At 58.3% G+C, this 11,621-nt stretch carries 9 protein-coding genes and 1 pseudogene; 5 read left to right on the forward strand and 5 right to left on the reverse strand.

Annotated features, from left to right (window positions below):
* Window positions 1–128 precede the first annotated feature (128 nt).
* Complete coding sequence (locus I6F12_RS19100; RefSeq protein WP_346656320.1) at window positions 129–4,268, reverse strand: LuxR C-terminal-related transcriptional regulator; 4,140 nt, start codon at window positions 4,266–4,268, stop codon at window positions 129–131.
* A gap of 598 nt (window positions 4,269–4,866) precedes the next feature.
* Between I6F12_RS19100 and I6F12_RS19105 the strand changes: the two genes are divergently transcribed.
* Complete coding sequence (locus I6F12_RS19105; protein ID WP_036013668.1) at window positions 4,867–5,658, forward strand: Crp/Fnr family transcriptional regulator; 792 nt, start codon at window positions 4,867–4,869, stop codon at window positions 5,656–5,658.
* A gap of 154 nt (window positions 5,659–5,812) precedes the next feature.
* On the opposite strand, the gene I6F12_RS19110 is transcribed toward I6F12_RS19105, so the two are convergent.
* The 3 genes and pseudogenes from I6F12_RS19110 to I6F12_RS19125 all read right to left on the reverse strand — a co-directional run bounded on the left by I6F12_RS19110 (window position 5,813) and on the right by I6F12_RS19125 (window position 8,023).
* Entirely contained in the window at window positions 5,813–6,085 is a 273-nt protein-coding gene (locus tag I6F12_RS19110) for a hypothetical protein (protein WP_225157003.1), read from the reverse strand.
* A gap of 351 nt (window positions 6,086–6,436) precedes the next feature.
* Window positions 6,437–6,841 (reverse strand): annotated as a pseudogene (locus tag I6F12_RS19115) (hypothetical protein); the annotation flags it as partial.
* Window positions 6,842–7,333: 492 nt separating this feature from the next.
* Window positions 7,334–8,023: a response regulator transcription factor gene (locus I6F12_RS19125; protein WP_057029413.1), complete on the reverse strand. Its 690-nt coding sequence runs from the start codon at window positions 8,021–8,023 to the stop codon at window positions 7,334–7,336.
* A 917-nt stretch (window positions 8,024–8,940) separates the two neighbouring features.
* Here I6F12_RS19125 and I6F12_RS19130 point away from each other — a divergent pair.
* Complete coding sequence (locus tag I6F12_RS19130; RefSeq protein WP_036025684.1) at window positions 8,941–9,282, forward strand: H-NS histone family protein; 342 nt, start codon at window positions 8,941–8,943, stop codon at window positions 9,280–9,282.
* A gap of 55 nt (window positions 9,283–9,337) precedes the next feature.
* Here I6F12_RS19130 and I6F12_RS19135 read toward each other — a convergent pair whose 3' ends face one another.
* A complete protein-coding gene (locus tag I6F12_RS19135) occupies window positions 9,338–9,559 on the reverse strand; it encodes a hypothetical protein (RefSeq protein ID WP_225132503.1) in 222 nt (73 codons plus the stop codon).
* 446 nt (window positions 9,560–10,005) lie between these two features.
* Here I6F12_RS19135 and I6F12_RS19140 point away from each other — a divergent pair, with 446 nt between their 5' ends.
* Genes I6F12_RS19140 through I6F12_RS19150 form a run of 3 tightly spaced genes read left to right on the forward strand, consistent with a single transcriptional unit; the run spans window position 10,006 to window position 11,185 of the window.
* Entirely contained in the window at window positions 10,006–10,545 is a 540-nt protein-coding gene (locus I6F12_RS19140) for an acyltransferase (RefSeq protein ID WP_225157004.1), read from the forward strand.
* A gap of 51 nt (window positions 10,546–10,596) precedes the next feature.
* On the forward strand, window positions 10,597–10,956 hold the full coding sequence (locus I6F12_RS19145; protein ID WP_225157005.1) for a hypothetical protein: 360 nt from the start codon (window positions 10,597–10,599) through the stop codon (window positions 10,954–10,956).
* Complete coding sequence (locus I6F12_RS19150; RefSeq protein WP_036025692.1) at window positions 10,943–11,185, forward strand: acyl carrier protein; 243 nt, start codon at window positions 10,943–10,945, stop codon at window positions 11,183–11,185. Before I6F12_RS19145 ends, I6F12_RS19150 begins: the two co-directional genes overlap by 14 nt.
* Window positions 11,186–11,621 lie beyond the last annotated feature (436 nt).

The following is an 11,621-nucleotide window of genomic DNA, read 5'->3' on the forward strand; positions in this document are numbered from 1 at the left end:
GCTGTCCCACGGCACGATTGGTCCCACGCCGGCCACTCAAGGATCTAGGCTGCATATCAACCGACCAGTATGCGGAGCAGGCTGTTCAACATCGGCCCTGCGTCCTGCTCGCGAGACAATGCAACATTTCAAATCAGTAGGTCATGGTGCGCAGCTACAGGGGCGTGATGGGGACCGTTATTGCCATGGTTGGCCGCGGGATCATCCAGTCCGTTGGGCAGGATTTTGACGAGGATATCGAGGGTGGCCGTCTGACCGGGCTTGACGCGTGGATCGAGCGGAATGTGGACCTCTCTAGGTTCAATCGTGACGATGGGAGTGAAAGGAGTTGCGTCGCTGTCGAAGCGGAACACCCGCTCTTGATCGGCGGCGCCGGTCTCGAACGCAGCTTTAGCCGGCTGTGCGGCCTCCGATGCGATTGCGGCAGGTTGCGTAGCGTGCTGCGAGTTTCCGTTCCCTGCACTATCGCCTTTTGTGGCGCTCGATTCGGCAATTTCAGCTGCTGCTGATGCCTTTGCGGAGGTCGAGTGTGAATTGTATCCTGAATTGCTATGCTGCAGGTCAGCCAGTTTTGCCGTGGCCACTGCTGCCGACGCGCTTGCGTCCGATGCACGATGATTGTCGCCCTCACCGACACTCTTCTCGGACATGAAGACAGTTTCAGCCAACTCGGTGGTTGTCGCCTTTACAGGCTCCGGCTCCGCCGTTGCAACACTTTCGTCAGCCTTCGGGCCGTGAGCAGAGGTCGAGTGCTCCCATTTGTTACTCTGCTCCACGCCGCTGGGCTCTGCCATCTTCGCTGACTCGCGCGTATAGGCTGGAGTCCAGGAATGATGCTCATTGTCATTGCCGAGGCCATTGCCCGGTGTCGCCTTTGCTTCGGCCGTCTCGGTGGCCGCCGTTGCCGACCCTCGCTCCGACGCGCGCGAGTTGCTGTGGTCCAGGCCGCCTGGTTCGGCCGCTTTTGATGGCCCTGACCAATCGTCCGAAGCCAGTGGGTCATGCGCGGTGTCCTTGCCGGCGCGATTGTCCGGCATGGACTTCGCTTCGGCCGTCTCCGTGGGTGCCTTTGCCGACCCTTGCTCCGACGCGTGCGAGTTGCTGTCGTCCAGACCGCCTGGTTCGGCCGCTGCTGCTGGCCCTGACCAATCGTCCGATGCCAGTGAATCATGAGCGTTGTCCTTGCCGGCGCGATTGCCCGATACGGACTTCGCGTCGGCCGTCTCCGTGGCCGCCTTTGCCGACCCTCGCTCCGACGCGTGCGAGTTGCTGGCGCCCAGGCCGCCTGGTTCGACCGTTTTCGCTGGCCCGGACGAATCGTCCGAAGCGAGTGAATCATGCGCGTTGTCCTTGCCGGCGCGATGGTCCGGCATGGACTTCGCTTCGGCCGTCTCCGTGGGTGCCTTTGCCGACCCTTGCTCCGACGCGTGCGAGTTGCTGTGGTCCAGGCCGCCTGGTTCGGCCGTTTTCGCTGACCCTGACGAACGGTCCGAAGCCGGTGGATCATGCGCGTTGTCCTTGCCGGCGCGATTGTCCGGCATGGACTTCGCTTCGGCCGTCTCCGTGGCTGCCTTTGCCGACCCTCGCTCCGACGCGTGCGAGTTGCTGTGGTCCCGGCCGCCTGGTTCGGCCGCTTTTGCTGGCCCTGACCAATCGTCCGAAGCCAATGAATCATGCGCGTTGTCCTTGCCAGCGCGATTGCCCGGCATGGACTTCACGTCGGCCGTATCTCTGGCGCCGGCCATTGCAGACATTTGCTCGGGAGCGTGCTGCGCCCCTTCGCGGTCGTCCCTGTGCGCTGTCGCGAGGCTCGATTCACCAAAATCGGCTGCTTCCGGTGCGTTTTTAGAGGTTGAATGCACCGGCTTGCCATGTTCCGCGCTGCCTGTTTCTGCCGTCTTCCCTGACCTTCCCGAAGGGTCCGAAGCCGGGGATTGATGCTCGTTCTCATCACCGACATCACTCCCAGGTATGAAGCCACCGTCCGTCTGCTCCGCACCTGTTTCCTTTGCAGGCCATGGCTCCAGAACATGCTGTGAGTTACTGCCGCCCGCGCTACCGGCCGCTGCGATGCTGGGGCCGGTGCCTGCATCGTTCCCCTGACTCTTCAATGTAAGACTTTCAACTTCCGTTACCGCTGCAGCATGAGCAAGCACGATCGGTGATATGCGAGCCGACCCCTCGGTCCCATCCACGCTCTCTTCCGTTGTGCGGACCGGCGCGAATTCAGTCCTCAAGCCGGCATCAGCCAGACTGTCCCAAACTCCATTGGTCCCGAATGTGCTCTCTCTCGTCCCGATACTTGCATGGGCACTGTCGGTACTCAGAATAGCTTCGATTGCAATCACGGATGTCAGCGCTTCTTCGAGCTGCTCCAACGTGAGAGCGGCCGCCGCGGCTGTCGGCTGGCCGACAAAATCCGATTCTGCGATGGATACAATTCCCGGCAGATGGATTTCCAACAGGTCGCGGTCTCCGATCTCCAGAACATGATCGGTCGCATTCACATAGACGATCGTTTCATTGGTTGTGGAGTTGAAGATCCAAGCGACGGTGTGTGGCGGTATGGACTTGCTTGCTGCTGTCATATGAAGCCTGGCAAGGGCTCCGAAAGCCGCAAGATTGATCCTGCTCGGCCCAGACGCGAAGTTGAAGACAGAGTCGGAAGAGGTAGAACTGGAATCGGTCGGGTCGCGATGAACAACGTTTTCAGCGACGTTGCCGCCCATCGGCTGATCGTGGCTATATCCGCTACTACCGGCATCGTGACTGAAGTGCACGAGGCCGGCAAGTTTTTGGAGAGTCTCCCCTACGGTACCATCACTCGAGTGGCCCCGAGTGCCTTCTCCGGCGGCGCTTTCATTTTCAGCGGCCACAAACGCGGAAGGCAGGCGAGAAGCCTGCGCAAGGAAACCCGGGACTGAATCATCTACATGATGATCGTCGGCATTGGTGATCGCAGCCAGTTTGGTGGCCGCATTGTATCCGGTAACGTCCACGAAGCTGTCGAGCGGCGCTTTGGCCGGGTCATGCGACGGCAATGCCAAATGGGGATCGCTGAGTGTGTAGATCAACGCACCGGTGAGGGTGGCGAAAGTACCATACCCTCCGTGAATCAAAGTCGGATTGGATGTCAGCCGCGAGAATAGATGTTCCTCGGTGGAGTCACCTCCAATCTTCGCGTCGTTCATTCCTCGCAGGGAAGGTGTGGCCAAACCGGGCGTGCTTGATCCAACAGAACCGTAGTCCTTCCACGATTTCGAGCCTGCGGATTGCTCAGCGGTGCGAGGCGCTTCCATTGCCGAGGCCGCTGTCGAGATTTGGCTCGCCCCGACAAAAACGCCTCTCTGAGTGAGCGACGGCTTTTCGTCGGAATCCGCGACGATGGCGTGACGGAGGATAGCTCGCTTCCAGAGCTCATATTCGGCATACTCCACCGCGGGGCCGGTGCTGTCGTCATGCGGAAGAATGTCGTTTGCCTCCGACGCCTTGAGTTCGTCCGCAATGGCGACCGCCAGGAGAGCCAGCGAGAGCATTCCGAACCCGGACGGGCGTTGTAGCAATGCGAGGGTGGCGAGCACCGTCCTGTTGGTTATTTCAAGCTTCTGAAATATGTTGTGCAGGTGTACTTTAACGGTTCCATCTGAAACGTTTAGCTGGTGCGCGATCTCCTTGTTCGACATTCCTTCTGACACCAGTCGTACAATTTGACGTTCGCGCGGCGTCAATAGCTCCAGTAGGTTGTCGATTTTGCTGCTGTCGGTTTTCTCGACGGTTGGCGAGAGATCGGACTGCTCCAAAAAGCTACGCTTCGTCATCAGTCGCAGCGATCGCAGCACAGCGTCCGGTGCAACATGCTTCGCGATTGCATCACACGCGCCAGCAGCGATGGCCAAGGTTAGATCGTGGTCCGTGTCGGAATCTGTAAAGAACACCAGGCGCGTGGGCAGCCGATCAGCTTTCGCAATGACGAGGATCTCGGATGCCGTTAGATCTGGCAGGGTGTCAGCAAGAAGTGCAACGTCGGGTGTCAAATTCCGCATCGCTTGGATGCAGCTTGTCCCGTCGCTGCACGACGCGATGACGTCGAAGTCCGGCTGTGCCCCGAGTATCGACTCTAGCCCCCGTAGAACGATCGGCTGTCGATCTACGATCACAAGCCGGACGGGCTTGAGTATCCGCTCTTTCGCAGACGTGTCTAACATGGACTCTGCCTCGACCCGGCCGTCTATGTCCTTCGGCATATAGCCGAGACCGAGTGAAGTCATTAAAATACAACGAATAGAATAAAGAAAGAGATTTAATCCGGTTTAACCATATCTAAAATCGCGAATTGACGTGCAAATGTGCCCATTTGCCGTAAGTCCTAGCCTTTTGCCGAACAGTACGGCGACGCCAGGCCGTTGGGTGGGCTTCGAGTGGGGCACACGAACGGCACACGAACGGCTCACGGCCGTCATTCCAACGCTATTGGTCCCGGCGGCCAGAACGCCATCTTGGAAATTGTCCGCCCCTGAGACGAGACTTTCAGAGCGCGCTCGCGATCCGCGCCTGGCGCGCTTCACAACTCAAGGCCGATCAGCTGTTCGGAGACTGATCGTTGGCTGGGATGCTGTTCAGCCGCAGCGCAGGCTGCCGTCGGCGAGTCGACGACATCAATTGCAGGTCAGCGACAGGTCTGTATAAGCGCAAGCTGGAGTCGCGGGCGCAAGCCGTTCCTGCGATTGGCAGACCAGCGCATGCTAGCCTTCATCGCAGGAACCATATCTGTGGTTGCCAGTTGACTGCTGTTGAGCTGCACGCCGGACAGCAGCTCGACGAGCCGGCATGAGTTCTCGCGCCGAACATCCGTCGGGGGTTGATCCCATGATGGACCACGCGACCAGGGTTGGTAATCGGTTGTTAGCAGCGTTGCCGCCGGCGGATTTTGCTTTGCTTGCACCTCATCTGCGGAAGATCGTCATCGAGCGCGATACGGTGCTCGTCCGATCAGGCGATCGGATCGAACATCTTCTCTTCCCCCTGAGCGGCGCGATAGCCACTATCATGGAGCTGCCGAACGGGCAGACGGTCGCCACGACGATAGTGGGGCATGAAGGGGCTGTGGGTCTGACGTCAGCGCTTGGCGCATCCCACTCGCCCGTGACGGCCGTTGCTCGCATCGCCGGGACCGCGCTGCAGATCTCGCCTGCGCAATTCCTGACAGCGCAACATTGCAGCCCCGCCGTCGCAGCGATGGTGCAAGTGTTCACGAGATCGTTGCTGACGCAACTCCAGCACGTGGCTGCCTGCAACGCATTACATTCTGTCGAAGCCCGCTTGGCGCGCTGGCTGCTTCACATTCACGATCGGGCAAATGGCAGCGATCTCCTCCCGCTGACCCAAGAAACGTTGTCGGAATTGCTGGGCGTCCGCCGCACCACCGTCACACATGTCGTGAGCACAATGCGAACATCAAGAGCACTAAGATCCAATCGACGTGGCCAGCTTGAAATCGATCGGCCGCGGCTCGAAGCCATGGCATGCGAATGCTACAAGGTCATGAGCCGCAGAATCGATCGGATCGTCTCGCAGAGCACGGTCGGGCTCGTTCATAGGCCTCCAGCGCGGAGCGCCTCCCGCTCGCCTGGCGGCCGAATAGCCGGGACAGGCTCTTAGAACCAGTTCGTTTTCGCGAACCACCCCGCATGTGCCCGCGCCATTCGGCAAACCGCGCGAGGCTCGGTCGCTGCAAACGTCCGATCCTGCGCGGCATTTTTTTCGACTTTGCGGCCGGCTCCCGGCCGAAGCGAGCAATGGACGAAAATTCCTGTCATCCACTCGCCTTGGGACGCTCGTCACAACAGCCCGACTTCTTGCGAATGAGCGGTATGGCCATGAGCTTTGCATGTGCGAAGCCGGAAGGCCCACCCGCGGTCCGAGCGGGGTTGTTGGCGCTGCCTGCCTTGCGCAGCTTGCGCTGAAGATTCTCCTCTCGACCTACCCGCTCTCTGAGCTTTTCAAGTTCCGCAAGCTCTGCCACCAGCGCCTCGAGACGTTCTCGAAGCAGCGCCGCAGGACTCTCCGCTCGAACGCGGATATTCATGACACGCTCCTGATCGAGGTCTTGAGAAGAAGTCGCATAAGCTCAGGAAAAGTATGTAATTCACCACAATCGCATGAACATTTGGCAGTGTTTACACCGCAAATCGCGCTGCGGCGGTGCAACAAGGGACGACTCGGCCGGAGTTTAAGAAAGGTCCAGCCCTGCCAAACCGTACGGCGCCGCAGGCTCACGCATGGGCTGAGAAGACTGCTATCGGCTGGATTCGGCTGCACTCGAAATCCTGGTGTTAGCTCCCGGACACTCGGCCTTGCGCTTTTCCTCGTCTTCTTCTGCGCAATCGAGCCCACCACTTGCGTTTGGAATTCCAGAGCTGCCGCCGGTTGCGAAAGGCCCTTTCGCACTGCCTCCGCCACCGCCAGACCCGCCGCTACCGCCGGATCCGCCACCGGCTGCCCCTCCTCCGGCGCGAGATGATTTAGCAGAGCCCCCGCCAGGGGCTCCCCCGCCCCCTGTTGACCCGCCGCTGGAGCTCCCCGGTCCCGATACGGACGACCGGTCGTTATCGAAGAACGACGATTGCCTCCCATCCTTCTGCGTCACTCCACGCAGGCCCCCCGAGCTTGCAATGGCTCCTGAGGTCAGGGAAGTGGATAGAAGCAGAGTCATCACTGGGGGTGTGACGGCCGCAAATCTTCCGCAGGTTTTCAAGAACGCCCGCCGGTCGTCATCTTCGTTGCCGTCCCGGGTCACAACACGCTCTCCTCGGTTTAAAATATTAATTACGGTATTATACATTAAATGTATTTTCAACCGATAATTTTCTTTATGTGAGTGGTGTTTCTTGACGTGCGCCGTCAATTGATCGTGGCAATTTCCGTACTCGTTCCTGTACTTCCTGGCCTTCGGGCGCAGCTTCGGAGTTGCGCTCGCCATTTAATACGATTAATTTGCGTTTTAACGGACGTCGAGCGCAGGGCTCGATTGCAACGGATGATGACGATGCCACTGCAATTCCACCGGTCTGTCCGCGACATGGAGATCTGGAGCGCAACCAGCGAGGGCTTCTCGTTCGTGATCAGCTTCGGAAGCCCGAGAGGCCCCGGCTTTCATGGCCGCGCCGGCTATTTGGCGAGTTGGCGTCCGCTCCACAAAAACCAGGCCGCAATCAAGATTGGCGGTTCGCCCTTTCGAACGTTAGCCGAGGCCGAAGGGGCCTGCAGCGACATGGCTGGGCTTCTGGCGCCACGATAACCCACCGCGCACGTTCGGAAGAGCCAGACACTCCCATTATTTCACGCTCGCCGGATCCTGATGCAACAGATCAGGGGGATCCATCTTACGTGACGCGGCATGCAGCTCGTTTCGCGAAATCGCCAATGCCGCGAGAATCGTGCGATTGCTGATGTCCAGCTTTTGGAAGATATGATGAAGGTGGACCTTGATCGTACCGTCGGCAAGGTTCAACCGACGTCCAATCTCCTTGTTCGATAGACCCTCCGACACAAGCCGCATGATTTGCCGCTCCCGGTCCGTCAGTTGTGCCAGGGGCTTCTCATCGGGGCGGGCCTCATCATTGGCTAGCCATGCGCTCGGCGAGGCCGCTGCTTGGCCCTGGGCGGCTTTCCGCAGCGTTGAGACCAGCATCTCGGCATCCGAATCCTTCGAGAGGACGATGCAGGCGCCCTCCAAGGCCAGCCTTTGCAACTCACAATCCGCCGCGACACCGGCGAAAAAGACTACCGCGGGACTTGGGCCTGAAGCGTTTGCGGGAGCGAGGATCTGCTGCCGGCTGACATCAGGCAGTGCAGCATCGACGAGCGCGACGTCCGGCACAAGAAATCGGATTGCCTCATTGCAGCTTGCGCCATCGCTGCAGGACGCAACGATCGTAAAATCACGCTGCGCTGCAAGAACGCTCCTGATCCCTTGCAAAACGATCGGATGTCGATCCGCGATGACAATTCTGGTGCGGTGCATGCTTCCCCTGCCTATCGCTAACAACCCCCCGTGCAGCCGTTTAATCCAACAATTTCTTCCAAACGCGAGGATGACGGGTCCGCTCGGCGACAATGTCACACAGTCTCAAATCCTAGACAGCCGAACGTTCGACGACTGCGCCACGGTAACTTGACCGGCAAGTATGCGCAGCACCGTAAGAATGCGGTGCTCAACATTCGAGGCCGCAAGCTTGTAGACGAAAGCCAAATTTCGACAACGCATGATAGATTCGATCAGAAAATTCTCCCGTAGAATGTCTAGGCGCACGGATCGGCTGCTGTGTCATGATGGTCAACATCCAATTAACTTCGTTGGCACCGTTATTACCAACGATATATTGGGTCATTCACGATTCAAATCTAACATTCGACGAAGTTTCGACGAACACGAGATCGTTCAAAAAGCCACGTTATTGAAGGGAGGAAAAGTAATACTATTCATCAAGGCGAAGCTGGTTAGTAAAGCACGAAAACGGCTGCGTCGCGCAGCCAGTGTAGCAACGACGAAATCCGGTCACCCATATTGGAGCTGCATATTCGTCAATTCAGCAACTTCAATGAGCGGTCATGGAGGGCATCGTTGGCAATGAGTAGGTGGTCACATGTATTCTTCAGCAGTTTTGCGTCAAACTCATCAGGCTCTCATCATTCAATTCACTGAATTGCAGAACTTGCGTAGCCGCGTGTCGAAGGCCGAGCAGCGATTGCTTGCGCCGAGGCGACGAGCCCGGGGGCGGAGGGCGAAGCGACCGCTGGTTCGGAGGCACGGGCCCAGCCGGTAACTCCGACCACCACGCACACTGGCGCAGCGGCACGGGTGATCGTGCTTGCCGGACCCCGGTTTGACCTGATAAGCCCCCCTCCTGTTTCGGTTCGGAGGTAGTGGGGACGGCTTCCATGGAGAACGATGATTGGGCATCTATGACCACAGCTGAGCTGTGGCGACTCTACGATGAGGTCACTGCTGTTCTTAGTCGCAGGATGACCGCGGAAAAAGCCAAGCTCGAAGAGCGGCTTCGCAAGATCGAAGGTAAGACCGGGGGGCAGACCGAGGGACGTGCACGCCGCCCCTACCCTCCCGTGCTGCCGAAGTATCAGAACCCTAAGAACCCGTCCGAAACCTGGTCCGGCCGTGGTAAGCAGCCTCGATGGCTGAAGGCGCAGCTTCGCGCCGGCAAGAAGCTAAACGATCTCCTGATCGACCGCCCGTCCGCACAACGGCGCCGCCGGGCCGGCTGAACCTCCGACCGGTCCCCGGGACGGTGGTGTCAGGGCTGGGCCGCCAGGCGCCACTTTAGCGAGTGCTATCTTCTTTCCCGTTAGGACTGCCGTCCCCACCACCGTTGCCCTTGCCATTATTGCCCTGCACAACTTTTCCGCCAGAACTAGCGATGGCGGACGAGGTCAGAGAGGTCGAAAGCAGCAGCGTCATCACGGGAGGAGTGACGGCGGCAAATTTTCCACAGCTTCTCAAGAACTCACGGCGGTCTTCACTATTGGAGTCAGTCGGGTTCATCGGCGCTCTCCCTGCGATGGTCATAGAAAATAAGCGGATTTGGATGCATCGCAAGTTAAATGTGTTAATTCAACCAATTTAATTGCCACCTTCCGCAAGTCCACGCCACTAGCGTGCCATGTCCCGGGAGCTATTCCTTCGAAAGGAATGCACGAAAACGCAGCGTGGACACACGCTGAACAGGGGAAACCGATGCCGGCGAGCGGCCAAGCGTTCTTTGATTCGAGGCGGTTGATTGACGGCGGTCCGGGACCAAAACAACGCGATACTAAAAATAATTGAAATCCCAAAAATATAACTCTAATTTTTGAATCGGCGGTTCGCCCGGGCAGGTACCTCATGTCCACTCCGCGAAGGCCGTCGATTTTAGATGGACGCCGTCGGTACGAGTCAATTGACGACGACGCAAATGGGCTTTTCTGATGCATTCAAAGCTCGATCCCAGCATGTCTGATCACAATTTGGACCAGTGGCTCGCCATCGCGCGCGAGTTCTTGCAGGCTCTGGCAGCTCGCAAGAGGAAGCAGTTCGATCGGAGGGTGTCGATCGGAGACCTTCTCACCGAGCGCGAGGATAACGCCGCAGCATATGGCTTTGGAGAGGGCAGCACGATGTACGACAACGTGCTCGTTCTTGGGCGCGTCAAGGTCGGACGGAATACCTGGATTGGACCGGGATGTATTCTGGATGGTTCAGGTGGAGATTTGCAGATCGGCGATTGGTGCTCCATCTCTGCTGGCGTTCAAATCTACACGCATCACACGGTAAACCGCTCAATTTCGCTCGGCCGGGATCCCATCGATTGCGCGCCCACCTCGATCGGGAATGGAGTCTACATCGGGCCGAATTCGGTGATTCAGATGGGTACAACCATCGGCGACCGCGCCATTGTAGGCGCGAACTCGTTCGTCGATAGAGACATTCCCGCGGGTGCAAAGGCGTTCGGCTGTCCAGCGCGAGTTCAGCTTGCGTCTAAAGCCACATAATGCAAGCCGCATTAGGCGCTCCTGGGAAGGCCGGACTACCGGTGCTTCACGATGCGGGTGGAGGATCTATTCGGTGATTCCGGGCTCATCTCCGTAGTCATTGCAAAGATCGATGGCGGCGTCTTCGTTCTCGATATCTGGCTCATGAGTTGCCGCGTGCTGAAGCGCCAGGTCGAGGACAAGATCATGTATGAGATTTTTCGACTCGCAGAGGTGGCCGGTTGCATGACAGTGCGCGTCATTTATCTTCCGACGACCAAGAACCGTATCGTTGCCGAATTCAACGAGGAGTTTGGTTTCGCGCGTACGGAAGACTCCGCAACCCGAAAAGAGTTCGAGCTGGAGGTGAGGAAGTATCAGGTGCGTTCGACAAAGATAGATGTTGCCCGGAGAGCCTATGAAGCAGGCTGAAGTATTAGCGAAGTTGCAGGAAGTATTCGACGGAATCTTCCTCGAGAAGATCGCGGCCACCCCCGAGCTCTCGGCGGCGGACGTCGATGAGTGGGACTCGCTCATGCAGATCTCGCTCGTGATCGCCGTCGAGCAGAAGTTTCGCGTTCGATTTCGCGTTGGCGAGGTCGAGGCGGCGCGGAATCTGGGTGAGTTCGCCGACCTAATCGCGAAGCGGATGGAACCATAAGAGTTGGACATCGCGAGTGCGTTCGAAGCTGGGCAAACGGCACATCCCGCTGAGTGCACGAGATCCGTGACGCGCGCCTGCCTTCAAGCTCAAGAGAAGTTGACGAACGGCGCTACTCCAAAGGCATAAATCGCTTCCGATTTAATATTTTTAATGTTATTTAAATATTGTTAATATGAACCAACATGACTGCCGCGATCAAAACTACAACCCGCACAGTTGGTGTTGCTACTTTAGATAGCGTTTGATCACGCTGGCTAGCTGGGGGAGTACAACTGACGTGGTCGGCAAGCGGATCCGCGTGAATGCCACCTACACCGACCTGTTCGGCGCCAGCGAGAACGTGACCAGCGCGGCCACGGCGACGGTTGCCGCTGCGAGTGCCACCACTACGCTGTTCACCACCCAGACGCCTGTCATCACCAATGCCAACGAC

It is taken from the genome of Bradyrhizobium sp. IC4059 (genome assembly GCF_020193615.1).
GTDB lineage: Bacteria > Pseudomonadota > Alphaproteobacteria > Rhizobiales > Xanthobacteraceae > Bradyrhizobium > Bradyrhizobium yuanmingense.

Coding starts and splice junctions, on each gene's coding strand:
- I6F12_RS19100 (WP_346656320.1), bottom strand. CDS start 4,268: ATGACTTCACTCGGTCTCGGCTATATGCCGAAGGACATAGACGGCCGG.
- I6F12_RS19105 (WP_036013668.1), top strand. CDS start 4,867: ATGATGGACCACGCGACCAGGGTTGGTAATCGGTTGTTAGCAGCGTTG.
- I6F12_RS19110 (WP_225157003.1), bottom strand. CDS start 6,085: ATGAATATCCGCGTTCGAGCGGAGAGTCCTGCGGCGCTGCTTCGAGAA.
- I6F12_RS19125 (WP_057029413.1), bottom strand. CDS start 8,023: ATGCACCGCACCAGAATTGTCATCGCGGATCGACATCCGATCGTTTTG.
- I6F12_RS19130 (WP_036025684.1), top strand. CDS start 8,941: ATGGAGAACGATGATTGGGCATCTATGACCACAGCTGAGCTGTGGCGA.
- I6F12_RS19135 (WP_225132503.1), bottom strand. CDS start 9,559: ATGAACCCGACTGACTCCAATAGTGAAGACCGCCGTGAGTTCTTGAGA.
- I6F12_RS19140 (WP_225157004.1), top strand. CDS start 10,006: ATGTCTGATCACAATTTGGACCAGTGGCTCGCCATCGCGCGCGAGTTC.
- I6F12_RS19145 (WP_225157005.1), top strand. CDS start 10,597: ATGCGGGTGGAGGATCTATTCGGTGATTCCGGGCTCATCTCCGTAGTC.
- I6F12_RS19150 (WP_036025692.1), top strand. CDS start 10,943: ATGAAGCAGGCTGAAGTATTAGCGAAGTTGCAGGAAGTATTCGACGGA.